This window comes from Mesorhizobium sp. M6A.T.Cr.TU.014.01.1.1 (genome assembly GCF_004022765.1).
In the GTDB taxonomy this organism is placed as follows: Bacteria; Pseudomonadota; Alphaproteobacteria; order Rhizobiales; family Rhizobiaceae; genus Mesorhizobium; species Mesorhizobium mediterraneum.
The window spans coordinates 1-26,031 of sequence record NZ_RZPG01000013.1; the positions used below are offsets into that span (position 1 = coordinate 1).

Annotated in this window: 25 protein-coding genes; 12 read left to right on the top strand and 13 right to left on the bottom strand. The window is 63.4% G+C overall.

Translation table 11 applies throughout. The features are described from left to right. Positions 1-244: 244 nt before the first annotated feature. Positions 245-880: a DNA-3-methyladenine glycosylase I gene (locus EN885_RS16120; protein ID WP_126103622.1), complete on the bottom strand. Its 636-nt coding sequence runs from the start codon at positions 878-880 to the stop codon at positions 245-247. 213 nt (positions 881-1,093) lie between these two features. Here EN885_RS16120 and EN885_RS16125 point away from each other — a divergent pair, with 213 nt between their 5' ends. Together EN885_RS16125 and EN885_RS16130 are read left to right on the top strand one after the other, a co-directional pair. Continuing rightward, the gene (locus tag EN885_RS16125) at positions 1,094-1,840 is read left to right on the top strand and encodes a L,D-transpeptidase (RefSeq protein WP_126103623.1); all 747 of its coding nucleotides are present in this window, start codon (positions 1,094-1,096) and stop codon (positions 1,838-1,840) included. Positions 1,841-2,122: 282 nt separating this feature from the next. After that, complete coding sequence (locus EN885_RS16130; protein ID WP_128244376.1) at positions 2,123-3,043, top strand: bifunctional 5,10-methylenetetrahydrofolate dehydrogenase/5,10-methenyltetrahydrofolate cyclohydrolase; 921 nt, start codon at positions 2,123-2,125, stop codon at positions 3,041-3,043. An 18-nt stretch (positions 3,044-3,061) separates the two neighbouring features. On the opposite strand, the gene glcF is transcribed toward EN885_RS16130, so the two are convergent. The 5 genes from glcF to EN885_RS16160 all read right to left on the bottom strand — a co-directional run bounded on the left by glcF (position 3,062) and on the right by EN885_RS16160 (position 9,468). After that, positions 3,062-4,393 (bottom strand): glycolate oxidase subunit GlcF, encoded by a 1,332-nt coding sequence (gene glcF / locus EN885_RS16135; RefSeq protein WP_127289260.1) that lies wholly within the window; start codon positions 4,391-4,393, stop codon positions 3,062-3,064. A gap of 68 nt (positions 4,394-4,461) precedes the next feature. After that, positions 4,462-4,863 carry a DUF4870 domain-containing protein gene (locus EN885_RS16140; RefSeq protein ID WP_127289258.1) on the bottom strand — a complete coding sequence of 134 codons (402 nt, stop codon included), beginning with the start codon at positions 4,861-4,863 and terminating at the stop codon, positions 4,462-4,464. Then, positions 4,860-6,116: an FAD-binding protein gene (locus tag EN885_RS16145; protein ID WP_128244375.1), complete on the bottom strand. Its 1,257-nt coding sequence runs from the start codon at positions 6,114-6,116 to the stop codon at positions 4,860-4,862. Before EN885_RS16145 ends, EN885_RS16140 begins: the two co-directional genes overlap by 4 nt. A gap of 240 nt (positions 6,117-6,356) precedes the next feature. Further along, positions 6,357-7,853, bottom strand: coding sequence for an FAD-linked oxidase C-terminal domain-containing protein (locus EN885_RS16155; protein WP_128242797.1), 1,497 nt, complete (start codon positions 7,851-7,853; stop codon positions 6,357-6,359). 292 nt (positions 7,854-8,145) lie between these two features. Beyond that, complete coding sequence (locus tag EN885_RS16160; protein ID WP_127289254.1) at positions 8,146-9,468, bottom strand: DUF3422 family protein; 1,323 nt, start codon at positions 9,466-9,468, stop codon at positions 8,146-8,148. Between the two features lie 196 nt (positions 9,469-9,664). Here EN885_RS16160 and EN885_RS16165 point away from each other — a divergent pair, with 196 nt between their 5' ends. Genes EN885_RS16165 through EN885_RS16175 form a run of 3 tightly spaced genes read left to right on the top strand, consistent with a single transcriptional unit; the run spans position 9,665 to position 12,469 of the window. Further along, complete coding sequence (locus tag EN885_RS16165) at positions 9,665-10,468, top strand: FCD domain-containing protein (RefSeq protein ID WP_127289252.1); 804 nt, start codon at positions 9,665-9,667, stop codon at positions 10,466-10,468. Between the two features lie 55 nt (positions 10,469-10,523). Next, the gene (locus EN885_RS16170; RefSeq protein ID WP_128242798.1) at positions 10,524-11,660 is read left to right on the top strand and encodes an alpha-hydroxy acid oxidase; all 1,137 of its coding nucleotides are present in this window, start codon (positions 10,524-10,526) and stop codon (positions 11,658-11,660) included. Positions 11,661-11,695: 35 nt separating this feature from the next. After that, the gene (locus EN885_RS16175; protein WP_127289793.1) at positions 11,696-12,469 is read left to right on the top strand and encodes a metallophosphoesterase; all 774 of its coding nucleotides are present in this window, start codon (positions 11,696-11,698) and stop codon (positions 12,467-12,469) included. Between the two features lie 101 nt (positions 12,470-12,570). Here EN885_RS16175 and EN885_RS34690 read toward each other — a convergent pair whose 3' ends face one another. Then, the gene (locus tag EN885_RS34690; RefSeq protein WP_281032964.1) at positions 12,571-12,702 is read right to left on the bottom strand and encodes a hypothetical protein; all 132 of its coding nucleotides are present in this window, start codon (positions 12,700-12,702) and stop codon (positions 12,571-12,573) included. A gap of 269 nt (positions 12,703-12,971) precedes the next feature. Continuing rightward, entirely contained in the window at positions 12,972-13,670 is a 699-nt protein-coding gene (locus tag EN885_RS16185) for a type 1 glutamine amidotransferase (RefSeq protein WP_128242799.1), read from the bottom strand. Positions 13,671-13,757: 87 nt separating this feature from the next. On the opposite strand from EN885_RS16185, the gene EN885_RS16190 reads away from it, so the two are divergent. The 3 genes from EN885_RS16190 (at position 13,758) to EN885_RS16200 (ending at position 16,649) form a co-directional block, all read left to right on the top strand. Next, positions 13,758-14,405 carry a hypothetical protein gene (locus EN885_RS16190; RefSeq protein ID WP_128242800.1) on the top strand — a complete coding sequence of 216 codons (648 nt, stop codon included), beginning with the start codon at positions 13,758-13,760 and terminating at the stop codon, positions 14,403-14,405. 31 nt (positions 14,406-14,436) lie between these two features. After that, entirely contained in the window at positions 14,437-15,171 is a 735-nt protein-coding gene (locus EN885_RS16195) for a 16S rRNA (uracil(1498)-N(3))-methyltransferase (RefSeq protein WP_126103632.1), read from the top strand. Positions 15,172-15,275: 104 nt separating this feature from the next. After that, the gene (locus EN885_RS16200) at positions 15,276-16,649 is read left to right on the top strand and encodes a glutamate--cysteine ligase (RefSeq protein ID WP_127289246.1); all 1,374 of its coding nucleotides are present in this window, start codon (positions 15,276-15,278) and stop codon (positions 16,647-16,649) included. A gap of 23 nt (positions 16,650-16,672) precedes the next feature. On the opposite strand, the gene EN885_RS16205 is transcribed toward EN885_RS16200, so the two are convergent. Next, the gene (locus EN885_RS16205; RefSeq protein WP_164897859.1) at positions 16,673-17,416 is read right to left on the bottom strand and encodes a class I SAM-dependent methyltransferase; all 744 of its coding nucleotides are present in this window, start codon (positions 17,414-17,416) and stop codon (positions 16,673-16,675) included. Between the two features lie 258 nt (positions 17,417-17,674). Between EN885_RS16205 and EN885_RS16210 the strand changes: the two genes are divergently transcribed. Further along, positions 17,675-18,766, top strand: coding sequence for a DUF937 domain-containing protein (locus EN885_RS16210; RefSeq protein ID WP_128242802.1), 1,092 nt, complete (start codon positions 17,675-17,677; stop codon positions 18,764-18,766). A 120-nt stretch (positions 18,767-18,886) separates the two neighbouring features. Here EN885_RS16210 and EN885_RS16215 read toward each other — a convergent pair whose 3' ends face one another. After that, complete coding sequence (locus EN885_RS16215) at positions 18,887-19,177, bottom strand: DUF1127 domain-containing protein (protein WP_128242803.1); 291 nt, start codon at positions 19,175-19,177, stop codon at positions 18,887-18,889. A gap of 231 nt (positions 19,178-19,408) precedes the next feature. On the opposite strand from EN885_RS16215, the gene EN885_RS16220 reads away from it, so the two are divergent. The 3 genes from EN885_RS16220 (at position 19,409) to EN885_RS16230 (ending at position 23,185) form a co-directional block, all read left to right on the top strand. Further along, positions 19,409-20,365, top strand: coding sequence for a LysR substrate-binding domain-containing protein (locus EN885_RS16220; RefSeq protein WP_128242804.1), 957 nt, complete (start codon positions 19,409-19,411; stop codon positions 20,363-20,365). Between the two features lie 67 nt (positions 20,366-20,432). Further along, positions 20,433-21,998, top strand: coding sequence for an exodeoxyribonuclease VII large subunit (gene xseA / locus EN885_RS16225; protein WP_128242805.1), 1,566 nt, complete (start codon positions 20,433-20,435; stop codon positions 21,996-21,998). A 68-nt stretch (positions 21,999-22,066) separates the two neighbouring features. Continuing rightward, positions 22,067-23,185 (top strand): P1 family peptidase, encoded by a 1,119-nt coding sequence (locus tag EN885_RS16230; protein ID WP_128242806.1) that lies wholly within the window; start codon positions 22,067-22,069, stop codon positions 23,183-23,185. A 93-nt stretch (positions 23,186-23,278) separates the two neighbouring features. Here the strand turns inward: EN885_RS16230 and EN885_RS16235 are convergent, their stop codons facing one another. The 3 genes from EN885_RS16235 to EN885_RS16245 all read right to left on the bottom strand — a co-directional run bounded on the left by EN885_RS16235 (position 23,279) and on the right by EN885_RS16245 (position 25,979). Beyond that, positions 23,279-23,533 carry a DUF768 domain-containing protein gene (locus EN885_RS16235; protein ID WP_095483559.1) on the bottom strand — a complete coding sequence of 85 codons (255 nt, stop codon included), beginning with the start codon at positions 23,531-23,533 and terminating at the stop codon, positions 23,279-23,281. A gap of 636 nt (positions 23,534-24,169) precedes the next feature. Beyond that, complete coding sequence (locus tag EN885_RS16240) at positions 24,170-24,925, bottom strand: ATP-binding cassette domain-containing protein (RefSeq protein ID WP_127289236.1); 756 nt, start codon at positions 24,923-24,925, stop codon at positions 24,170-24,172. Then, on the bottom strand, positions 24,918-25,979 hold the full coding sequence (locus tag EN885_RS16245) for a ribose ABC transporter (RefSeq protein WP_128242807.1): 1,062 nt from the start codon (positions 25,977-25,979) through the stop codon (positions 24,918-24,920). Before EN885_RS16245 ends, EN885_RS16240 begins: the two co-directional genes overlap by 8 nt. Between the last annotated feature and the right edge of the window lie 52 nt (positions 25,980-26,031).

Sequence of the window (26,031 nt, forward strand, 5' to 3'; positions counted from 1 at the left end):
GCATACTGGCCGCCTGCGCTTACAATCTGCGCACCATGATTGGCGTCCTCTATCCACCCGATGAGAGGCGGACATGAGGGAGGAGTGCGTCCACAATCCGGCAGGATGGCTGCCTAAACCGACAAAGGCCTCGCAAGGGCCGCGGAAAACCGCTCTGCCGGCCTTCAAAAAGGCCCTCACTGACCACCGAAATCCACTTCGCTCCCCGTGCAAAGCCCTCACAAGGGGAGAAGGCAAGAAGGAGCTACTTCGGCCGCTTGAACGCCTTCCGCTCCGCCTCGACTTGCTCGCGGCAGACGCAGCCCTCGAGATGGTCGTTGACCAGCCCCATGGCCTGCATGAAGGCGTAGACGGTGGTCGGGCCGACAAAGCTCCAGCCGCGTTTCTTCAGCTCCTTCGAAATCCGCACAGAAACCGCCGTGGTCGGATTGGCGCGCAGATGGGCGAGATCGACGATTTCGGGCCGTTCGTCCGGGCCGGGTTCGAACTTCCAGAACCAGGCGGCCAGCGAGCCGGCCTCGTCCGCCATTTCACGCGCGCGCTTGGCGTTGTTGATGGTGGAGACGATCTTGCCGCGGTGGCGGATGATGCCGGCATTGCCGAGCAGGCGCTCGACATCCTCGTCGGTGAAGGCGGCGATCTTATCGATATCGAAGCCGGCGAACGCCTCGCGGAAATTCTCGCGCTTGCGCAATATGGTCAGCCAGGACAGACCCGACTGAAAGCCTTCGAGGCAGATCTTTTCGAACAGTCTGCGGTCATCGGTGACCGGCCGGCCCCATTCATGGTCGTGGTAGTGCAGATAATCCGGCAGATTGCCGTGCCAGAAGCAGCGCGCGATACCATCGGGGCCGGCGAGCAGGCCTGTCTTCTCATCCATGGCGGAATTCCATTCGTTAATGCGCCTTAGCGCGCCTTTTACTCCGGCTTTACCAGATTCCTGAACCGGCCAGTAACCACACCGAAAGGTTTACTGACAATGGAGCATTTTACGCATTCCGATTCACGTTTCGGTTGCCGCTCCGCGCCCAATGTCCACGAAATCGGGGACGCTTTTGCGCCCCCGGATGTTCGACGATCAAGGTGCGTTCCAATGAAGACATTTTTGTTTCCGCTGCTCGGCGCCGCAGCCGCGCTGGCCGCTGCCGCTACATCCTCCAGCGCCAATGACCGCTATGCCGACAGGCCGCCGGTGATGGTGAGCCCCGACCTTTCGGCGCCTTGGGTGCTGCAGCTTGGCCGCGCGCCGGGCATCGTCCGCCAAAACCGGCAAGAGATGCAAAAGCCGCAGCGCCGTTCTCAACGGCAGGCGCAACCGGCTCAGCTGCATACGGCCGCGGTGCAGGCGCCGTCCAAGAAGCGCATGGTCGCGCGCCCGCAGATCGACCCGATCTACCTGCCGCAGGAAGTCGCCTATGACGGTCCGCACAAACCGGGCACGATCGTCATCGATACGACAGAGAATTTTCTCTATCTGGTCGAGAACAACGGCAAGGCACGGCGCTATGGCGTCGGCACCGGCAAGCCGGGCTTCGAATGGGCCGGCAAGCACAAGATCTCGCAGAAGAAGGTCTGGCCCGAATGGCGGCCGCCGGCGGAGATGATCACGCGCGAGGCCGCCAAGGGCCGTTATCTGCCGACCTATGTCGCCGGCGGCGCCGAGAATCCGCTCGGCGCACGCGCGCTTTATCTTGGCTCGACACTCTACCGCATCCACGGCACCAACCAGCCATGGACGATCGGCGGCGCGGTGTCGTCGGGCTGCATTCGCATGCGCAACGAAGATGTTGTCGACCTCTATGAACGGGTCAATGTTGGCACAACGGTTGTGGTGATATAGTTGCGGTCACCAATCATCTCGGCTAGAAAGACATTAGCTTTGGCTTTTTGAGGCCAGCTGAAAGAACAACGGGGGACGGGCCGTGTGGGGATGCGGCCAGTCACGAAAGGGCAGCGCGGCAAGCCGCGCTGCCCTTTCTGTTTCTCCTGACATCCGCTTGGCTGGCATTTCGCAGATTCGCCGGTACGTCGCACGACAGTCATAGCGGTTCGCTTTCGAGCTGCCATTATCCCAAGAGTTTTGCTATGTCGGCAGCAACACTTTCAGACAGAAGGTTCACGCATGTCCCTGTCCGATGACAACCGCTACCTCAGAGGCGGCCCGGTCGCCCAACGCATCATCGCCTCCGTGCGTGAGGATGCAGCGATCGCCACCGCCGAAGGCTTTCCGCCCAAACTGATTTCGATCACCGTCGGCGACACAGCTGCGGTGGATGTCTATGTCCGGAACCAGCGCGCCAAGGCAGCATTGGCCGGCATCGGCTTCGAGGAAAGGCGGTTTGCCGCCGACATCACCGCCGGCGAACTGGAAGCGGCGATCCACGGCCTTAATGCCGATCCGCGCGTCACCGGCATCATCATCCAGCGGCCGGTGCCGGCGCATATCCCGATCAAGACCCTTCAGGCGGCGGTGCATCCGCTCAAGGACGTCGAGGGCATGCATCCAGCTTCTATCGGCAACATCGTCTACAACCAGCTAGACCTCGCGCCGTGCACGGCCGCCGCTTCGGTCGAGCTGCTTAAGGAAACCGGTCTCGATCTCAAGGGGCTCGAGGTCGTCATCGTTGGCCACTCCGAGATCGTCGGCAAGCCGATCGCCTTCCTGCTGATGAGCGAGGGCGCGACAGTGACGGTCTGCCACCACATGACGCGCTCGGTGGCAGCGCATGCCCGCCGCGCCGACGCGCTGTTCGTCGCGGTCGGCAAGCCGCGGCTGATCAAGGCCGACATGGTCAAGCCCGGGGCGGCCGTCATCGACATCGGCATCAATGCCGAGACGGGACCCGACGGGGAGAGCCGCATCGTCGGCGACGTCGATACCGAGAGCGTCAAGGAGGTGGCGTCCTGGATCACACCGGTGCCGGGCGGCGTCGGTCCGATCACCGTGGCGATTCTTTTGCGCAATACGATGGTGGCGCTCAGCCGCCAGCGCGCACGCTACCAGGCGACCTACGGTGTGGTGGACAAGCTCGCTGCTGAGTAGAAAGCAGCCTGAACCACGTCATTCCGCTGCCACGACTGCCCTGCTGTCCGTAACGCCCTCCGGCTGCGGTCCGCCATAGGCCCAGTCGAGCAGTTTTATCGTGTGCACCACCGGCATCTTCGCCGCCGAAGCGATCTGGGTGATGCAGCCGATGTTGCCGGTGGCGACGATTTCAGCACCCGTTGCCTCGATATTCCTGACCTTGCGGTCACGCAGTTGAACCGAAATCTCGGACTGCAGGATGTTGTAGGTGCCGGCCGAGCCGCAGCAGAGATGGCCCTCGCGCGGCTCGCGCACGACGAAGCCGGCTTTGGCCAGAAGCTCCTTCGGCTGGCGGGTGATTTTTTGGCCATGCTGCATCGAGCACGCGGAGTGATAGGCGACGATGGTGCCCGGCTTGCGAACGGGTTCCGGCAGGTCGAGGCTCGCCAGATATTCGGTGATGTCCCTGGCCAACTCCGATACCCGCGCCGCCTTGTCGGCATAGGCCGGATCGAGGCGCAGCATGAAACCATAATCCTTGATCGTGGTGCCGCAGCCGGACGCGGTAATGACGATGGCGTCAAGGCCGCCTTGGTCGATGGCTCGCGTCCAGGCGTCGACATTCTGCCTGGCCGAGGCAAGCGCTGCCTCCTCGCGGCCCATGTGATGCACCAGCGCGCCGCAGCAGCCCTCGCCCTCGGGGACCACGACCTCGACGCCCAGCCGCGTCAGCAGCGCGATCGTCGTGTCGTTGATGGCGGGATCGAGCACGGATTGCGCGCAGCCGGTGAGTATGGCGACGCGGCCTATTTTTCTCGTGCCCTGCCCGGCATGGATGCCCGGCGAAGCCATTGGCGAGGCCGCCGGGACTGATGCCGGAGCGAGCTTGAGCATCGCGCCCAGCGGCTTCAGCGCCGGGATCTTTTCGAACAGTCCGGCGAATGGCTGGCCGAGCTTCGCCAGCTTGAGCGCAGCGCGAAAGCGCTTGGGATAAGGCAGGACAAAAGCCAGCATGGCGCGTGTCAGGCGATCGAGCAGCGGGCGCTTGTAGGTCTCTTCGATATGGGCGCGGGCATGATCGACCAGATGCATGTAATTGACGCCCGACGGACAGGTGGTCATGCAGGCGAGGCAGGACAGGCAGCGGTCGATATGGGTGACGATCTCCTTGTCGGCGGGGCGACTGTTCTCCAGCATGTCCTTGATCAGGTAGATCCGCCCGCGCGGCGAATCCAGCTCGTTGCCAAGCGTCACGTAGGTCGGGCAGGTGGCTGTGCAGAAGCCGCAATGCACGCATTTGCGCAGGATCTTTTCCGATTCCGCGACATGCGGATCGGCAAGCTGGGCAAGCGAAAAATTGGTCTGCACGCAAAGAGTCCTTACCGTTTGAGCATGATCTTTTCCGAAAACCGGTTCCCACTTTTCGGGATCATGCTCTAAAGTCCGAGGAACCAGCTTTCCGGGTTTTTGACCGGCTCGCCGCGCTGCAGCGCCTGCAGGCCGAGAATGCAGCGGGCGATGAACCAGACGGCGACGGCGAACATCAGCACGACGCCTATCGCCACCATCATCAGCACAACCGAGATCAGCGCGTAGAGCAGGCCGATCCAGAAGGTGCGGATCAGGAATGTGTAGTGGCTCTCGACGAAGCCGCCCGATTTGCCGCGGTTGATATAGGCAAGAACGATGCCGACAAGGCCGGTGACGCCGATCACCAGGCCGGCGAGATACAGAATGTAAATGATCAGTGCGTTGGTCGGACCGGGCTCCAGCCAGCGGTCGGTCTGGCGCGGCGCGGGTTTGCTTGAGTCGGTCGGGCCTGGATTGATGTCGCTCATGATGCTCCTCCCTCGGTTGCCGGGCCGAGAGTAACAGAGCTTGCAGCCGACGCCATACGGCCGGGATTGAGGATATTCTTAGGATCGAACTCGGCTTTGAGCCGCGCCGCCAACGCCGCCAGTTGCGGCGCCTGCGGCTCGAACACCGGCAAAGCGGCGCGATGCGACGGGGCGGCGCGCACCAGCGTCGCATGGCCGCCGCCATGCTGTCTCACCAGTCCACGCAGAAGATCGGCTTCGGGATCGCCATGCTCCATGCGCAGCCATATCAATCCGCCCTGCCAGTCATAGAAGGCATCGACCGCCGCCTGCATGCGCAGCGCCAACACCATCTGGTGGCCTTGCGCCGGCGCCATCGAGACGCGCCATACCGGCTTTGCCAGGCCGTCGGCAAACGGCGCGCAATCTCTGATATCGCGCCAGACGGAATGCGAGATATCGCCCGAAATTTCCTCGAGCGGGCCGGCATTCCTGAGCAGATCTTTCAGCGCGGCAATGCGGTAGGCGACCGACGGACCGAAACCCTCGACCCGCAGCAATGTCGCGGCAGCGCTGCCGAGACTGCCGCCGGCGACCCGCGCGGCAACGCGTTCGGGAAGATGGGCAGCGCTCGACACTTCGGCACTGGAGCCGAGCGCCAGCGCCATGGCGGCTGCGGCGTGATCGTCGAGCAGGCCGCGCAGAGTGAGCGTGACTTCGGTCTCGGCGGCTGGCAGCACCTTGAAGGTGACGTCGGTGAACACAGCCAGCGTGCCCCAGCTGTTGGCCATGAGCTTGGAGAGGTCATAGCCTGTGACGTTCTTGACCACGCGGCCACCGGACTTGAACGCCTCGCCGCGACCAGAGACGGCTGCTATGCCGAGGATGTGGTCGCGCGCCGCCCCCGCCTTCAGCCGGCGCGGGCCGGACAGGTTCGAGGCCAGCACGCCGCCGATCGTGCCTTTTCCCTTTTCGCCGCCGAGCAGCGGGCCATAGTCCAGCGGCTCGAAGGCCAGCTGCTGGCCGTTTTCGGCAAGCAATTTTTCGATCTCGGCGAGCGGCGTGCCGGCCTTCGCCGACAGCACCAGTTCGGCCGGCTCGTAAAGCGTGACGCCGGACAATTTCGACAGGTCGAGCGTGTGCTCGGTTTGCAGCGGACGGCCGATGCCGCGCTTAGAGCCATGGCCGAGGATTTCGAGCGGCGATTCTTCTGCCGCAGCCCAGGCGACGGTGGAGAGGGTTTCGGCTGCGGTCGAAGGGGTGAAGGTGGTCATGGCGACATAACCACCTCGAAGGAAAATAAGTCGAGTTCCTTCGCGCCCCCCTCTGTCCTGCCGGACATCTCCCCCACTTGTGGGGAGATTGCCAGCTTCGCCGCCGGCGCTCGTTCAGCAACGTTGGGGATTGGCGAAAGCGAAAATGACGGCCAATCTCCCTCCTTGTGGGGGAGATGTCCGGCAGGACAGAGGGGGGCGCGAAGGAACGCCGACGTGGAGAGGTGAGACGCCATCACCTCAAAACCTCGGAATGTCCGGAAACGCCACCCGCCCCCGATGCACGTGCATGCGTCCGAGCTCGGCGCAGCGGCGCAACTGCGGAAACACCTTGCCCGGATTGAGCAGATGGTTGGGATCGAAAGCGCATTTGACCCGCATCTGCTGGTCGAGGTCGATCTGGTTGAACATTTCCGGCATCAGGTCGCGCTTCTCCACCCCTACCCCGTGCTCGCCGGTCAGCACGCCGCCGACCTTGACGCAGAGCCGCAGGATGTCGGCGCCGAAGCTTTCCGCCTTGTCGAGCTCGCCCGGCATGTTGGCGTCATAGAGGATGAGCGGATGCAGGTTGCCGTCGCCGGCATGGAAGACATTGGCGACGCCGAGCCCGTATTTCTCGGAGAGCTCGCGCATGCCGGCGAGCACGCGCGGCAGTTCCTTGCGCGGGATGGTGCCGTCCATGCAGTAATAGTCGGGTGAGATGCGGCCGACCGCCGGGAAGGCTGCCTTGCGGCCGGCCCAGAAGCTCAGCCGCTCCTGCTCCGACTGCGAGATGCGGCAGGTGGTCGAGCCGTTCCTGTAGGCGATGGCTTCGACAAGGCCGATCAAATGATCGACCTCGACGCCCGGCCCGTCGAGCTCGACGATCAGCAGCGCCTCGACATCCAAGGGATAGCCGGCATGGACGAAATCCTCGGCTGCGTGGATCGCCGGGCGGTCCATCATCTCCATGCCGCCCGGGATGATGCCGGCGCCAATGATGTCGGCGACGCATTGGCCGCCCTGCTCGCTGGTCGGGAAGCCGATCAAAAGCGCGCGCGCCGTCTCCGGCTTCTTCAGGATGCGCACGGTGACCTCGGTGACGACACCCAGCAGCCCTTCGGAACCGGTCATGACCCCGAGCAGGTCGTAGCCTTCCGCGTCGAGATGCTTGCCGCCGAGCCGCACCACCTCGCCATTCATCAACACCATCTCGATACCGAGCACATTGTTGGCGGTAAGGCCATATTTCAGGCAATGCACGCCACCGGAATTTTCCGCGACATTGCCGCCGATCGAGCAGGCGATCTGGGAGGATGGATCGGGGGCGTAGTAAAAACCCTCCTGCTCGACGGCGGTGGTGATGCCGAGATTGGTGACGCCCGGCTGGGCGACGACGATGCGGTTGGGAAAATCGATCTCGAGAATGCGGTTGAACCGGCTCATGACTAGCAGCACCGCGTCTTCGAGCGGCAGCGCCCCGCCGGACAGCGACGTGCCGGAGCCGCGCGGCACAACGCGGATGTTGCGGTCGTTGCAATATTTCAGCACGCGCGAAACCTGCGCCACCGTTTCGGGCAGCACCACGACCAGCGGCAATTGCCGATAGGCGGTGAGGCCGTCGCTTTCGAAGGCGCGCATTGAATTGGCGGCGTCGACGACGCCTTCGCCCGGCACGATGATGCGCATATCGGCGACGATCTCGTCGCGCCGGCGCATCGTGGCGTCGTCTGGCTTCGGCATCAGCAGGCCGGACATCAACAGCCTCCTTCGATTGACTGGTAAAAATCTTTTACCAGTGGCGGGTGCGTGTTGCAAATCCTGCTTGGCCGAAATCGGAAGCCGACGCCGGGACCGGCTTCTGCGGCGGCAATCTGCCGCTGGCTTTCTCCCCCCTTGAGGGGGAGATGGCCGCGAAGCGGTCAGAGGGGGTCCAGGCGCGTAAAGTGCCAACGTCATTTCTTGTCGGTAGAGCGTTGGCGCTCCATGCGAGACGACCCCCTCTGTCGCCTTCGGCGACATCTCCCCCTCAAGGGGGGAGATTGCCTGCCTACTCGCCTGGATGCTTCGCCGGTTCTGAGTGCATGCGGCGGACACGGCGCACGCCCCACCAGACGAGCAAGATGGCAAGCGGCACCGAGGCGGCAGTGACGACCTCCGGCGCAAAGACATGGCCGAAGATCGAAACGCCCTTGGCGACGTAGCCGATGAGGCCGACGACATAATAGGAGACAGCAGCGACCGAGAGACCTTCCACCGTCTGCTGCAGGCGCAATTGCAGACGGGCGCGGTTGTTCATCGACGCCAGCAGACCGCGGTTCTGCTTCTCGACCTCGACGTCGACCCAGGTGCGCAGCAGCGTGGTGGCGCGGGTGAGCTTCGTCGACAGATTGGCCTGACGCTCCTCGACCGAACGGCAGGTGCGCATGGCGGGGGCGACGCGACGCTGCAGGAACCCGCCCCAGGTGTCGTAACCGGGCACCGCCTCCTCCTCCAGCGCCTCCAGGCGCTCGCGGACGATGCCGTCATAGGCGCGGCTGGCGCCGAAGCGGTAGAGGCTGGAGGCTGCGTCGGCCTCCAGCTCGGCGGCCAGCTCGGTCAGGTCGGCAAGCAGCGTCTGGCTGTCGCGGGTCTCGGCGACCTTCATTTCCAGCGTGGTCTGAGCCAGCCTGTCTTCGATGCGGCGGGCGCGACCGGACAAGGTCAGCGCCAGCGGCAGGCCAAGCATGGCCAGCGTGCGGTAGGTTTCGATATCGATCAGCCGTTGCGCCAGCGCGCCGGTGCGTGCCGGCGTCAGGCCGCGGTCGAGCACCAGCATGCGGGTCATGCCGTCGCCGTCCTGGCGGAAATCGGTGACGATAGCGGCGTTGCCGCGCTCGACCAGCGAATAGCACAGGCTGGTCGGGTCGAAGCCGGCGATCAGCTTTTCGCTCGCCTGCGTCCATTTGCGTATTTCGAGCCTGATGCCGGATATCACCGTTCCCGGCGGCGAAAACCCGTTGCCGAAAGGCGAATCTTCCTGGCGCTGGCCGCTCGCGGCCAGCGGCCCTTCCCACAGATAGGTCGAGAATTCCGTGTGCCGTTCCCAGCGCAGCGAGCCCTTGCCCCACTTCATCGCGTGGTGGCGGGCGTGGGGGTCGGGCGCGGCGATGCCGAGGCGTCGCGACAGTTCGGAAAGCACCGCCTGGTCGACGCCGGATCCGGCTTCGGTCATGAAGGAAAGCTGCACCAGCACGCGCGGTTTCTCGACCAGCGGATGCGGACGGGCGTGAACCTCGCCAAGCGCGCCAGGCCGTCCCTCATGCGCCGGAAAGCCCATGACGCTGCCCTTGACGCGGGGCTGAAATTCGAGCTTGGACGGGTCATCTGCCACGGCTGGTCCCCCGGGCTTGCGCAATCGTCGTCCCTCTAGAGCCAATTGCCAAGGGACGCAAACAACAAGTTAGCCGAACGCGATATGCGGCGACAGCAGCGAAACCGACTCGGTCGGGAAAATTGGATAAATAATTTGACCAGTTGGCGACGCTGGCTTTATCTTGCGACACCGCTTCAATCCCCAGGCATCCCCGTTGAGCGAAATTTTCTCCAGGATCGAGCATTCCCGCACCGCCGACGAGGTGGTGCAGCAGATCGAGAGCCTGATCCTCGAAGGCGTTCTGCGCACCGGCGACAGGCTGCCGGGCGAACGCGAGCTGGCACGCCAGTTCGAGGTGTCGCGGCCGATCCTGCGCGACGCGCTGAAGGCGCTGGAAGGACGCGGTTTGCTGACGACGCGGCCCGGCGGCGGCACACATGTCGCCGACGTCATCGGCCAATTGTTCACCAAGCCGGTGACGGACCTGATCTCCATGCACCGCAAGGCGGCGACCGACTATCTGGAATACCGTCGCGAGATCGAGGCGGTGGCGGCCGAGTATGCGGCGCGGCGCGCCACAGCCGACGACCTGGCGCTGCTCGACCGCATCATGGCGCGCATGGACGAGGCGCACCGGACCGGCAACTTCGACGACGAGGCGGAAATCGACGTCGAGTTCCACCACGCGATCTGCGAATGCGCGCACAACATCATCCTCCTGCACACGCTGCGCTCGTGCTACCGGCTGCTGTCGGAGGGCGTGTTCCAGAACCGGCTCTTGGTGTTCAACGTGCCGGGCGCGCGCGAGGCGCTGCTTTCGCAGCACCGGGCGATCTACGCAGCGGTGAAGGCCGGCGATCCGGCGGCCGCACGGCAGGCGGCGATGGACCACATCACCCATGTCGAACGCGCCATGGCCGAGGCGGAGCGCAGCGGCGACTGGCAGCGCGTGTCGCGGCTGAGGCTCATGCAGCGCTCCGAAGCCGGCGACGGCGAGCCGGCAAGGAAACGCACGTGAGCGCCGGGCAGACAAAATCAACAACGACGAATTAGCGAGAACCAGCGGGAAGCCCATGAGCATGATCCTCACCATCGCCGATCTCAAGGACCTGGCGCGCCGCCGCGTGCCGAAGATGTTCTTCGACTATGCCGATTCAGGTGGATGGACCGAAAGCACCTACCGGGCCAACGAGGAGGATTTCCAAAAGATCAAATTCCGCCAGCGCGTGCTGGTCGACATGAGCAACCGCTCGCTGGAATCGACCATGATCGGCGAGAAGGTGGCGATGCCGGTGGCGCTGGCGCCGACCGGCATGACCGGCATGCAGCACCCCGACGGCGAGATGCTGGCGGCGCAGGCGGCCGAGGAATTCGGAGTGCCGTTCACGCTGTCGACGATGAGCATCTGCTCGATCGAGGATGTCGCATCCGTGACCAAGAAGCCGTTCTGGTTCCAGCTCTATGTGCTGCGCGACAAGGATTTCGTCCTCGATCTCATCGACAGGGCGAAGGCTGCGAAATGCTCGGCACTGGTGCTGACGCTCGACCTGCAGATCCTCGGCCAGCGCCACAAGGATATCCGCAACGGGCTTTCGGCGCCGCCGCGCTTCACGCCGAAACACATCTGGCAGATTGCGACCAGGCCGGGCTGGTGCATTGGCATGGCGGGCACCAAGCGCCGGACCTTCCGCAACATCGTCGGCCACGCCAAGGGCGTCGGCGACCTCACCTCGCTGTCGTCATGGACGACGGAGCAGTTCGACCCGCATCTGTCGTGGAAGGACGTTGCCTGGATCAAGGAACGCTGGGGCGGCAAGCTGATCCTGAAGGGCATCCTCGACAAGGAAGACGCGCTGATGGCAGCCAAGACGGGCGCCGACGCGATCATCGTCTCCAATCATGGCGGACGCCAGCTCGACGGTGCGTCGTCATCGATCGGAGTGCTCGAAGAGATCGCCGACGCGGTCGGCGACACGATCGAGGTCCACATGGATGGCGGCATCCGCTCGGGCCAGGATGTGCTGAAAGCGCTGTGCCTCGGCGCCAAGGGCACCTATATCGGCCGGCCTTTCCTTTACGGCCTGGGCGCGCTCGGCAAGGATGGGGTTACAAAAGCCTTGGAAATTATCCGCAAGGAGATGGACATAACGCTGGCGCTGTGCGGAAAGCGTCTGGTAACCGACATGGGCAAGGATCAGCTTCGGCGTTAGACTCCCGTGACGGCATGATCACGGAGATGGAAGCATTGACCGCCCCCGGCATCCACTTTCTCGACGCGCGCGGACCGGAAGGCATGCGCCTTTATGCGGTCGGCGACGTGCATGGCCGGCTCGATCTGCTGGTCGCCATGTACCGCCGGATTGCGGCCGAGATCATCCAGGCGCGACCAGCCGACTGGCGTGTCATCTATCTCGGCGACTATGTCGACCGCGGCCCGGACTCCAAGGGGGTCCTTGATTTCCTGATCGAAGCGCGAAAACGCGACCCGCGCCACCTGATGCTCGCCGGCAACCACGACATCGGCTTCCTCGACTTCCTCGATGCCCCCGATGCGGACGGGCTTTTCATGCGCTATGGCGGCATCCAGACCGCGCAATCCTACGGGGTGGCGATCAATGAAGGCGGCGGCGCGTGGTTTGGCAGGTCCGAGGCGGCACTGCGGCAAGGCCATGCAGCACTTGTCGAGGCTGTGCCGAAAAGCCATGTCGACTTCTTGCAGTCGCTGCCGTTTTCACTGACGTTCGGCGACTTCTTCTTCTGCCATGCCGGCATCCGGCCAGGCATTGCGCTGGAAAGTCAGACTACGCAGGACCTGATCTGGATCCGCGATATCTTCCACAACCATCCAGGCCTCCATCCGAAGATCGTGGTGCATGGCCACACACCGGTGCCGGAGGCCGAGGTGATGATCAACCGCGTCAATATCGACACGCTCGCCTACCAGACGGGAAACCTCACCGCGCTCGTCGTGGACGGCGCGGACAAGCGTATCCTGGTGGTGTCAGGTGAAAGGGCTTAAAGGCGGGTCGCGCTTCAAGTCCTTGCTTGTTGATGTCGTTATCCCAAAACCGCTGAGCATCCTCGGATCAACTCCAAAGGCAGGCTTCTGGGTAACAAGCGCTAGCGAAGCGCGGCGGTGACGCCGTAGCCGTCGACGGCGTTGTGGTTGGCGGCTGCGTCGCCGGCATAGGTGCCGAGGCCGCACAACACGATGGCCGACAACATGGCAAAGGACAGAAGCGCTGCTTTCACGGACGTCATCTCTTGTTGAGCTTTCTGCATCTGTGCACGAGGCGGGTTACCAATGGGTTGAAACGGAAAGTACGATTTCGCGCTTCTAGGGATGTTCTGTATCGGCGATGTGTCGCGCGAGTGACACAAAGGGTTCATCGCGGTTGCACGGAAGATGCAGAGCGCGTGCCTTCTAGGGTGGCGGGCGGCCACAAGCCAAGGACGAAACAAGCTGTCCACAGCGGATTCTTGCCAGCGTGCCAAATATGCAACGTCGGCCTGACAAGCCGTCAGATCGTCGCCACCCAGGCGCGGGCGATGGCCAGCCCGGCGGCATCGGCATCCGCTCCGTTGCGGGCCATTTCGTCGTCGAGCTGGTCACTCCAGTCAGGGTGCCGCTCGGCTATGAGCGGGGCAAAGGACCTGCTCCAGTCGCGGACCATCGGCCGGTCCGCCTCGAAATGGAACTGAAAGCCATAGACGGCGCGGCCGATGCGAAACGCCTGGTTCTCGGCGACGTCGTTGCCGGCGAGCCGCACAGCGTTTTCAGGCAGTGCAAAGGTGTCATCGTGCCATTCGAAGATGGGGAAATTTTCGGGTAGCGCGCCGAGCACCGGATCGGCCTTGGCGGCCGGCGTCAGCGAGACCTTATGCCAGCCGAATTCCGAGGCGCCGCCGATCCGGTTCTCGCCGCCAAAGGCGCGCGCGACCAGTTGGCTGCCAAGGCAGATACCGAGAACGGCGCGATCCTTGTCGGCGAAATCGCGCGTCAGGTCGAGCAACCCCGGAAAATACGGGCAAATCTCGTCGTCCAACGCATTCTGGGCGCCGCCGAGCACGACCATGGCGTCGTGCGCATCGCTGTCCTGCGGCAGCGTCTCGCCACAATAGGGCCGGCGCAGATCGATGTCGGCACCCGCCTCGACAAGAGCTGCGCCGATCTGGCCAAGGCCCTCATTGTCGAAATTCTGGACCACCAGCACCCGCATTGAAAAACCTGCTGACAAGAAAATGATGCGACGAGCGATATCATGCCGTCATCATTGCAGCCAAGATGCGTATTCGGGGAGAAAGCTATGCCACTACAGAACCGCGTAGACCCGTTCGGCGTCCTCCATGCCGTGCCGGAGCGCGGCCTGTTCATGGGCAACCGCGGCATCATCCATGACCCCGAAACGAAGACACTGCTGAAAAAGCGCTGGGCGCTGCATGCCTGGATCATCTGCGTCTGCGAATTCCGCGGTGTGCGGCGCGAGCCGATGGGCCGCAACAGGCCAGGGGGAAAACCCGGCTGGACCGAATTGTTCTTCCTGGACGAGGTGACCGCGCTCTCTGCCGGGCATCGGCCCTGCTTCTTCTGCCGGCGTGCGCGGGCGAGGGATTTCGTCCAGCGCTTCGGCGTAGCCTTCGCCATTGCTGAGCCACGCGCACCGCAGGTCGACAAGCGGCTGCATAAGGAGCGGCTCGCCGCAGGTGGGCGGGCACCCGTCGTAGCCGCAGAAGAACTTGCCGGGTTGCCGGACGGCGCCATGGTCGCGAACGGCGGCAGCGCCTATGCGATACGGGGCGGCGAGGTATTGCGCTGGTCGTTCGCCGGCTATGGCGAACCGGTGGGGTTCGGCGGTTTTGCAGGCCGTCCAATTCGCCTGCTCACGCCGATAACCACCGTTTCCGTGCTGAGGCAAGGCTACGAGCCGGTTTGGCATCCCTCGGCCGAGACTTGACGCCAAGAGCCGGCTCGCCCATTCCTCAGCGATGCGCGCCAATTACAAGATGCAGCGGCTGTTCGTGCCGGACGACCTCGGACCGGATATCGAGTTCGAGGCGAGCCCGCAGCAGGGCCACTACCTGATGCATGTGCTGCGGCTCGGCGAGGGCGCCGAAATCCTGTTGTTCAACGGCCGTGACGGCGAATGGTCGGCGGCAATCGCCGCCAGATCCAAGAAGGCGGTACGCCTGAAGGTGCTTACCTTGCAGCGGCCGCAGCCGCCGCTGCCCGATCTCGTCTATTGCTTTGCGCCATTGAAACAGGGACGGGTCGATTATCTGGTGCAGAAGGCGGTCGAGATGGGCGCCGGCGTCCTGCAGCCGGTCATCACCCAGCACACGCAAGTGGCAAAGCCCGGCATCGAGCGCCTGCGCGCCAATGTCGTCGAGGCTGCCGAACAATGCGGCATCCTGGCGGTGCCGGACGTGCGCGAAGCGGAAAAGTTCGAACGCCTGCTGACCGGCTGGGACAAGGAGCGGCGGTTGATCTTCTGCGACGAGGATGCCTCGACCAACAATCCTCTGCCCGCGCTGCAAGCGGTGCGGGAGAAGAAATTCGGGCTGCTGGTCGGGCCTGAAGGCGGGTTTTCCGACGAGGAACGACGGATGCTGAGGGCGCTGCCTTTCGTAACCGCCATCCCGCTCGGTCCGCGCATCTTGCGCGCCGATACGGCTGCGGTGGCGGCACTGGCGGTGATACAGGCGACGGTCGGGGATTGGTGATTAATCCCAGTTACCCTGTGGCTCAGGATTTTTCGCTTGATCGTCTACTGACATTTCGTCCATCTAGCGCCGGCGGTCGTCCGGCCGCCTACAGAGGACTTGTAATGGCGCGCGACACAACCGATTTCCGGCCCATCGAAGGCGTCGACGAGCTTGTCGAGCATCTGGCCGAAGGCAACAAACCGCGCGACAAATGGCGCATCGGCACCGAACACGAGAAATTCCCGTTCTATGTCGACGGCAATGCGCCGGTGCCCTATGGCGGCGAGCGCGGCATCCGCGCCATTCTCGAAGGCATGCAGGAGAAACTCGGCTGGGATCCGATCATGGATGCCGGTCGCATCATTGGCCTGGTCGAGCCGACCGGCCAGGGCGCGATCTCGCTGGAGCCCGGCGGCCAGTTCGAGCTGTCCGGCGCGCCGCTGGAGACAATCCACCAGACCTGCCGCGAAGGCAATGCACATCTGGCACAGGTGCGCGAGATCGCCGAGCCGATGGGCATCCGCTTCCTCGGCCTCGGCGGCAGCCCGAAATGGTCGCTGGCCGAGACGCCGAAAATGCCGAAATCGCGCTACGAGATCATGACGCGCTACATGCCCAAGGTCGGCACCAAAGGCCTCGACATGATGTACCGCACCTGCACCATCCAGGTGAATCTCGACTTCGAGAGCGAGGCCGACATGCGCCGCAAGATGCAGGTGTCACTGAAGCTGCAGCCGCTGTCGACGGCGCTGTTCGCCAACTCGCCCTTCACCGAGGGTCGGCCCAACGGATTCCAGAGCTGGCGCGGCGACATCTGGCGCGACACCGACAACCAGCGCTCGGGCCTGCTCGAATTCTGCTTCTCGCCCGACTTCGGCTTCGCCGACTATGTCGGATGGGCGCTCGACGTGCCGATGTACTTCGTCATCCGCGACGGCCACTACCACGACATGACGCACGTCACCTTCCGCCAGTTCATGGCAGGCGCGGCCCGCAACGAGATCCCCGACGGGCTGCCGACGATGGGCGATTGGGCGAACCATCTGTCGACGCTGTTTCCCGACGTGCGATTGAAGCGTTTCCTTGAAATGCGCGGCGCCGATGGCGGACCGTGGCGGCGCATCTGCGCGCTGCCGGCCTTCTGGGTCGGGCTGCTCTATGATGCGGCGGCGCTCGACGCGGCCGAGGCGCTGACCTCGAGCTGGAGCTATGAAGAAGTGCTGGCGATGCGCAACGCCGTGCCGGAGCGGGGCATTTCGGCGCCGTTCCGCAACACGACACTGCGCGAGATCGCCCGCGACGTGCTCGTCATCTCGCGCATGGGGCTGAAGAACCGCGGCCGCAAGAACCGCGACGGCTACGACGAAACTTCGTTCCTCAGCACACTGGACGAAGTCGTCGCACGCGGCACCACGAGCGCCGAAGAGCTGCTCTCCGCCTATCATACGCGCTGGGGCGGCTCGATCGAGCCGGTGTTCATGGAATATGCGTATTAAGGGTTTATGTCGGAGGAGGCGACTTAACGTTTCCCGAATTTCTTTAAAGCTGCACGGAGACGCCCCGCCAAGGTCAATTCGACGGCCCCGCCAGTCATGATTTCCTGCGGCCGAGATCCGAACAAATCCGAACCGGCCAGGCGGGCTTGCGATGGCGTCTTGCGAATAATGATCTGATAACCTCGCCGCAGCTCCTCGAACTGGCCTTCTATCGACCCAAGGAACGCATCGATGCCAGCCTGCGGCCGATCCGCGGCAGGTCGATCCGGCATCCAGACATAGTCGTCCAGAATCATGATGCCGCCCGTTTCCAGAATCTGCCAGGCCAGCGACGCATCGGCAAAGCTGCTGGCGGCTTGGTGGTCGCCGTCGACATAGACCAGCCCGAATCTCCGGCCTTCACGACGAAGCTTCGGCAGGATTTCGATCGATAGTCCCTTGAGCTTCTCCAGCCTGCTTCCGAAGGGAGCGAGATTCTTGTCGAACCTTGATTCGACGGAACTCATATCCGCTTCATACTCAGAACCGCTCGTCACGTGTTCCTTGCTCCCGGCGAATGTGTCGACACAGCAAATCTTCGACCGTTTGAAAAACGAAAGGAAAAACACAGCCGACAGACCCTCGAACGAGCCTATCTCAAGTATTTCAAGATCTCTGTTCTTGATAGCCTTGAACAAGCGCTGCCATTTCGGGATATGCGTAGATGTCCAGTCATGCGAGAAGGACTTTTCGGCAAAGTAATCATGATGCATGGTCGGCTCGATCAAATACCGGGTTGCCCTCCTTTTCGTTCTCGCATCGTTTCGGAGCCCGGAGCAAGACGCAATGACCACCTGACGCTGATGGCGTGACAGGAGCCTCAGATCCGCCATGTCGGAGGGCACCCGTGCACACCGATGTCAGAACTTCATTCAGGATGTTTGAAGTTCCGTAAGGCGATGGAGCACGCACGCTTGCGGTGCCCCTTCAACAAACGTGGGAAACGGTCTAGGTTTCTGCAGGCGCGGATTTTCGAGGAGAAACCAATGCCTTCCTTGTTCGACATTCTGACGCAGGCGCAGAACGGCAACGGCATGCAGGCCCTGGCCCAACAGTTCGGGCTTTCGCAGCAGCAAACGCAATCGGCGGTCGAGGCGCTGCTGCCGGCCTTTTCACAGGGGCTGAAGCGCAACACGTCCGACCCTTACGGGCTCGGCTCGTTCATGACGGCAATGGCCAGCGGCCAGCACGCCAAGTATTTCGAGGACGCGAGCCGGGCTTTCTCGCCGCAGGGCGTCGATGAAGGCAATGGCATTCTGGGGCATCTGTTCGGCTCCAAGGACCTGTCCCGCGCCGTTGCCAGCCAGGCTGCGCAGGCGAGCGGCGTCAGCCAGCAGGTTTTGCAGCAGATGCTGCCGGCGGTGGCTTCGATGGTGATGGGCGGCCTGTTCAAGCAGACCACAAATCAGATGCAGGCAGCAGGCGGATTCGGCGGCGGCAGCAATCCGCTCGGCGAGATCATCGAGCAGATGATGCGGCAGGCCGGTGGAGGCGCACAGGCGCCGGCACCACAGCAGCGCCAGGCGCCGCAGCCTGCAAGCCCAGCCGACAATCCGCTTGGCAAAGTGCTGCAGGACATGTTCGGCGGTGGCGCGCAGCAGCCGCAACCCCAACAAACGCAGAACCCCTATGGCGACAATCCGCTCGGCAAGGTGCTGCAAGACATGTTCGGCGGCGGCGCGCAGCAGCCGCAAGGCCAGCCACAGCAGACGCAAAACCCCAGTGGCGACAATCCACTTGGCAAGGTGCTGCAGGATATGTTCGGCGGCGGCACGCAGCAGCCGCAGCAGACCCAGCCGCAGCAGGCACCCAATCCCTATGGCGGCGACAATCCGCTCGGCAAGGTGCTGCAGGATATGTTCGGCGGTGGCGCGCAGCAGTCTCAGCCGCAGCCGCGTCAGGCGCCCCAGCAGCGCCAGGCGCCGCAGCCGCAGGCCAGCCCAAGCGGCAGGCCACAGAATCCGTTCGACGACTTGTTCGGCAAGATGTTCGAGACAGGCGCGCAGCAGCGCGACGATTACCAGAAGGGCATGGAATCGATCTTCGATCAGTTCAAGCGAGGCATGGATCGGCGGTAGGCCAACATCAGGTCAGCGCCGCCCAAAAAGAAAATGCCCAGCCCTCGAGAGGGCCGGGCAGTGTGCAGGCGGGGAACCGGCAGGGAGTGGGCGCCTGCGAAATCCTACAGCGCGCCCCCCTTAGGCCACCTTGCGGGCAAGATCCTCGATCGTGTCCATGCGATCGGTCGCGATGACGCGTAGCCTTTCGGTCGGATCGCGGCCAAACGGTACGTCGATGGCGACGTGGAGATCGGCGCGCGTCAAGCCGATGTCGGCGAGTTCGGAGTCCGACATCTCGCCAAGGCGATAGAAAGCGCGGCGGTTTTTCCAGGCGCGGTAGACGTTGGAAATGGCATTGGCCGCGCGCGTCGCAATAGCCGGACGCGACGTGATGCGCGAAGTCTCGGTGGCGAAGTCTAACGTAGCCATATCAGCCTCCTTCATATTTGAACGGACGAAACGGGGCGATCGGCGCTGGCAACAGCGGCCGTTCCGGTCCCGATCCACGTAGAAGATGCACGTCGTCGTCCCAAAAACGGTGACCACTTAGGCGACATGCACTGCCTTGATGTGGACAATGCTGAATCTGCCACCGCTTGATTGATTAATCCAACGAATGTTTCTAATCTTTAGCATCAACACTAATGATGGATTGGACCGATGAAAGCGCCACTCGATCTCGATCAGTTGCAGACCTTCGTCTCGATCGTCGACACCGGCAGCTTTACCCGCGCGGCGGAAGAGGTGCATCGGACGCAGTCGGCGGTGTCCATGCAGATGCGCCGGCTGGAAGAACGGATCGGCAAGCCGCTGTTCGAAAAGGACGGGCGCACCAACAGGCTGACCGAAGATGGCGACAGGCTGCTCTCCTACGCAAGACGGCTGCTGTTCCTCAATCGGGAAACGCTGGCCGCCTTCGACGACCGGCGGCTCGAAGGCACGATCCGCATCGGCACGCCGGACGACTATGCCGATCGCTTCCTGCCCGAGATCATGGCCCGCTTCGCCCGTTCCAATCCACGTGTCGAGCTGACGGTCATCTGCGAGCCAACACCCGGGCTGGTCGACCATATCAAGCGCGGCAATCTCGATCTGGCGCTGGTGACGCACAATGACGCGCACGGCCAGTCGGAAGTGGTGCGGCGCGAACCGCTGCTGTGGGTCACTTCGGCCAACCACGCGACACATGAGCAGGACACATTGCCGATGGCTTTCGGGCGGCCGAACTGCATCTGGCGGCGGGCTGCCGTCGACGTGCTCGACCGGCAGAACCGCGACTACCGCATCCTGTTCACCAGCTTCTCGGCCACCGTCATCACAGCTGCGGTGCTTTCCGGCCTGGCGATCTCGGTGCTGCCGGAATGTGCGCTGCGGCCCGGCATGCGAGTTTTGGGCGACGCCGACGGGTTCGGCGCCCTGCCCGATTGCCGCATAGGCATCATGCGCGGCCAGACGTCGCGGCCGGAGATCGTCGACGCGCTAACCCGTCACATTTCGGAAAGCCTCGATAATATTTCCGTGCCGCTCGGCGAAGAGACGGGAACCTTCGACTTCGCCGCACTCGCCTTTTCGAAGATGAAGCGGAACAAGCCGAACCAGATCTTGCCGGGCTGGTGAAGGACCCGGGGTCGGCGCTGAGCACCTACGGCTTGACGCGGACGCACAACCGCCCCCCAATCGGCCAATGAGCGACGCAGCATCCGAATCACGCACCAACGCCACCGAATACACGGTGAGCGAGATTTCCGGCGCGCTGAAGCGCACGGTTGAGGACGTCTTCGGCAATGTGCGGGTGCGTGGCGAAATATCCGGCTATCGCGGGCCGCATTCCTCCGGTCATGCTTATTTCTGCCTGAAGGACGACCGCGCGCGGCTCGACGCCGTGGTGTGGAAGGGCACGATGGGCCGACTGAAATTTCGCCCCGAAGAGGGCATGGAGGTGATCGCCACCGGCAAGCTCACCACCTATCCCGGAAAGTCCAACTACCAGATCGTCATCGACAATCTGGAGCCGGCCGGCGCCGGGGCGCTGATGGCGCTGCTGGAAGAGCGCAAGCGCCGGCTGCAGGCCGAAGGCCTGTTCGATGCCGGCCGCAAGCGCTTGCTGCCGTTCATGCCGTGCGTCATCGGCGTCGTCACCTCGCCGACCGGCTCGGTCATTCGTGACATCATCCACCGGATCAAGGACCGGTTTCCGCTGCATGTGCTCGTCTGGCCGGTGCGGGTGCAGGGCGAGACGACGGCCAAGGAAGTGACCGCCGCCGTCAACGGCTTCAACGCGCTGGCGCACGATGGCGTCATCCCGCAGCCCGACCTGTTGATCGTGGCGCGCGGCGGCGGCAGCCTCGAGGATCTTTGGGGGTTCAATGACGAGGCGCTGGCTCGTGCCGTCGCCGCCTCGCGTATTCCGGTGATCTCCGCTGTCGGCCATGAAACGGACTGGACGCTGATCGACCTGGCGGCGGATGTGCGGGCGCCGACACCGACGGGTGCCGCCGAGATCGCCGTGCCCGTGCGCGCCGACCTCGAAGTGACGCTTGCCGGCCTTGGTGCGCGGCTCAAGACCGCGGTATCGCGCAATTTCGAACGCAAGCGCCAGGCGGTCCGTGCCGCCGCCCGTGCACTGCCTTCGCCCGACCAGTTGCTGGCGCTGCCGCGCCGGCGCTTCGACGAGGCGACGAGCCGGCTTGGCCGGGCGCTGTCCGTCAGCGTCCAACGCAAGCGAGCTAGGCTTCAGGCACAGCGGCTGACGCCGGCCACTCTGTCGCGACGCATGAACGAGGCCCGTACATTGGCCGGCCGCGATCTCGCCCGCGCGCAAGCGGCGTTCTTCGCCATCGTGCGCGAGCGGCGAACGCGGTTTTCGCGCGCCGCCGCACGGCTGTCGCCCGCGCCGATCGCAAGGCGGCAGAAATTGCAGGTAGATATCTTGGCGGCACTGTCGCGGCGACAGGACCGGATGATTTCGGTGCGGCTCGAACGCTTGCGCGGGAAACTGACCCAGGCCGACCGGCTGCTGGCGACGCTGTCGCATAAGGCGGTGCTGGCGCGGGGCTTTGCCTTGGTGAAAGACGCCGACGGTGCGGTGATCAAGCAAGCGGCGGAAGTGACGTCGGGCATGGCACTTTCGCTGGAGTTCGCCGACGGAACCGCCGATGCGGTTGCGACCAGCGGTGCCGCACGGTCGAAAACAATTGCAAAGCCGGCCGCCAAAGCCAAGGAGCCTGGCAATCAAGGCTCTCTGTTTTGAGTGGCCATTATTTCCGAGCGCCCATGAATTCTGAGCGCGCATGACTTTCTGAATGGCAATGACCAACAATCATCACGACGCCTTCCGGCAAGCCGCGCGCGAGAGCCTTCGGCATAAGTTTTGACGGCACGCCCGGACCGTTCAACGCCATCACCGATGTGCCTGGCGTTGCAGTCGGTTATTCGACGCTGATTTCGGGCGATGGTGCGCTGGTGGTCGGCCAGGGACCGGTGCGCACCGGCGTGACCGCTATCCTGCCCAGACCGCACGCAGATCTCGCCACGCCGGTCTTTGCCGGGATCTTCAGCCAGAACGGCAATGGCGAATTGACCGGCTCGCACATCATCGAGGAGACGGGTGCCTTCAATTTCCCGATCACCATCACCAACACGCACTCCTGCGGCGTTTCACGCGACGCGACGCTGCACTGGATGCAGCGCGTGCTGCCGGCCGCGCTCGACAGCGCCTGGGGCCTGCCGGTGGCGGCGGAAACCTACGACGGCTTCCTGAACGACATCAACGGCCACCATCTCAGGGTCGAGCATGTTGCTGCGGCGCTCGATGGCGCGACCAGCGGATCGATCGAGGAAGGCAGCGTCGGCGGCGGCACCGGCATGATCGCCTTCGGTTTCAAGGCCGGCTCCGGCACGGCATCGCGCATCGTCGAATGGCAAGACCAGCGCTACACGGTCGGTGCGTTCGTGCAGGCGAATTTCGGCAAGCGGAGCAATTTTACCATTCGCGGCCTGCGCGCCGGGCCCGATCTCGTGGAACCGGCGATCCGCGAAAGCACGCCGCGCGCCGAGAAGGGTTCTATCATCGGGGTCGTCGCCACCGATGCGCCGTTCCTGCCGCATCAAGTGAAGCGGCTGGCCCGCCGGGTGCCGCTCGGCGTCGCCATGACCGGCGGCTTCGGCTATCATAGCTCGGGCGATATTTTCCTGGGCTTTTCGACCGCCAACCGCGAGGCGGCATTGGCGCCGTCAGGCCGCATCGCCAGCGCCGATTTTGTCCCGGATAGCGAGATCGATCCGTTCTTCGACGCCGTGATCCAAGGCGTGGAGGAAGCGATCCTCAATGCGCTGGTCGCCAATGACGACATGACCGGGCGCGACGGCAATTTCGTGCCGGCGCTGCCGAAGGCATGGCTCGAGGGCAGATTCGATGCAAGTCGTCAGGGGACGTAAGACTGCCTGGCGCGTCACACGCGCCGCACCGCTCTTGCATATGGTTGAGCCGGGTCAATAATGCTTTCCCCGGCCTTTCGCCGGGTCGGCAGATCACCCGGCAGGCTTGTCCGAATTCTTTTCGTCCTGGTCGGCCTCAGCCGCCTCTTCCAGCTTCGACGCTATAAGCTCCTTGATATCGCCGACCTCTTCCTGGATATCCTCCAGCGGTATGCCGGCCTCAGCCGCCTTGGCGGCACATTCCCTGGCGAGGGTCTCGGCTTGCTTCTCGATCCTGTCCGGCGAGGCGTGGCAGTGGACCTTTTCGCCGATCCATTCCTGCAAGAACTCGATCGCGTGTTCACTCATACTGCTGTTCCCTGGCGGCTGCGCCGGTTGGTAATCATAAACGCCGGTATCCCCGGAAAGATGCACGCTCCCATTCCAACCGAGTCGTCGTCACCCGGCAAGCCGATCTTGCCCAAGCTCCACAGAGCTGAAGGAAATCGAAGGTTCAAGGAGCACATTCTAATTCTTGAGGAGATTCTATTTTCTTGGGAGATTGGCACCGTTGGCTGGGATCAAGTCCCGGATCGCGCCATTGTTTCTACTTGCTTTTTTCCGGTATTCCAGTCAATTTGTATGACAATAGGTGTCACAATACGTAGCACGTTTGCGGCGCCGTTCGCTGCGCAACCCTAGGATACGCGGCCAAAGCCGCCGCTATATAGTGACATCCTCATTCAATGTCGACTCTGCTCGCCATCCTGCTTATTTCCACTGCGCCGAGCGTCTCTGGATGGCATTTTGTCATCGTTGGGAGCGAGCATATTTCGCCGGAAATCGACCGGGCGCATTGAGATGCTGAGCGGCTAGGCGCGGTAGCTGTGCCAGCGATCCTGTCGCGGTCGCTTCTCGCCGGAGAATTGCCGGCTTGGCCGGCTCGCCACCCGGAAAGCTGATTTGCTCGGGAAGTGCGTTGTTTCAGCAGTCGAAAAGTTCGGCCTATCCGCCAACCATGAGCTTGACGACTTCGTCATGGTTGGTTTCCGAGATCTTGCGCTCGCCGGCCTGAACGCCCCGGCGCAGCACGACGATGCGGTCGGAAACGGCGAAAATGTCCTGCAGATTGTGCGAGATGAAGATCACGCCTCGGCCTTGCGCCTTGAGCTGGTGGATGAGCGAGATGACCTTGCGCTGTTCGGGAACGCCGAGGGCCGCAGTCGGTTCGTCCATGATCAGGATCTGCGCGTCCCAATAGACGGCCCGGCCGATGGCAACGGCCTGCCGCTGACCGCCGGAGAAATTGCTGACCGGGGCGTCGAGCCGACTGACATGGAAATCCAGCCGGCCCATGGTCTGCTTGGCGGCAACCGCCATGGCCTTGCGATCGAGCACCGGCAGGAAGCCGAAGGCCTTGCGCATGGGTTCACGGCCGAGAAAGATATTGGCGCCGATGGACAAATTGTCGGCGAGAGCGAGATCCTGATAGATGGTTTCGATGCCTTTTTCGCGCGCCTCATGCGGCGTCGCAAACGTCACCGGCTGACCCCTCAGCAGAATTTCACCGCCCGTCGGCTGAAAGACGCCCGATATCGCCTTGATCAGCGTCGTCTTGCCGGCGCCGTTGTCGCCCGCCAGGGCCACCACTTCGCCCGGCCGCACGACCATGGAGAAATCGTTGAGCGCGCGGACGGCGCCGAAGTGCTTGGAAAGGTTCCGGACTTCCAAGAGGGGGGTGGTTTGGGCTGGGCTATTCATCCTGACGGGCTCCACTGAACCGGCGCTGCGCCTGGTCGATGAGAACGGAAATGATGATGACGAAGCCGACGGCGATGAATTGCCAGAACGGCTCGACATTAACGAAAACCAGTCCGTATTGGATGACCGCGATCACCAGCGCTCCGGCGACCGTCCCGAAGATGGTGCCGGATCCGCCGAACAGGCTGGCGCCACCGATCACGACAGCTGCGACGCTGTCGAGCAGCAACGGCTCGCCAGCCTGTGCCGCGCCCGCAGTGAAGCGCGCTGCATAGAGCGCGCCACCGAGGCCTGCGCACATCGCCGAAAGCACATAAAGACGCAAGGTATGGCCCCTGATGTCGATGCCGGCACGACGCGCTGCCTGCACATTGGCGCCGATAGCGTAGTTGTGCTGACCGAATCGGGTCTGGCTCAGGATGTAGTGCATCACGACAACGAAAACGGCGGCGATGATGACGAGATAAGGCACGCCGTAGAACCTGCCGTTGCCGAGCAGCGCGAACCAGGAATTCTGGACCGGCACCGTCGTGCCGCCGGCCAACAGGAAAGCAACGCCGCGCGCCACGCCGAACATGCCGAGCGTGCCGATAAAAGGCGGAACTCTCAGGCGCGAGATCAGCAAGCCGTTGATGACACCAGGCAAGCCTGCGACAATCACGGCCGCCAGAATACCCGCCAGCATTGCCAGTGGCAGCGGGATTACGGCTCCCGCCATGTTCGTAGCGTGGGCCGCAACGACGGCCGCAAGGCCCATGATGAAGCCCAGCGAGAGGTCGATGCCTCCCGAAATGATTACGAATGTCTGTCCGGTCGCAAGCAGCAGCGGCGCCACGGCAAATATCGCGATGGATTGCACGTTGAACGGATTGAGCACGAAGGTCGCGCCGAAGGAGAGCCTCGACCAAACCTCGAAACAGATGATCAGGCCGGCGAGAAACAGCCAGGCGCGCCCTTCAGCGATGTGTCCGAGCCAGGTCCTGGCCGGATCACCATGGTCGGCCTGAGGGGCGACATGCGTTTCGCTTTGCTCGATTGGTGATGTTGAGGTCATTGATATATCCGATCCGCGGCGCGGCCTCCGTCAACGGGGTCCCAGAGACCCG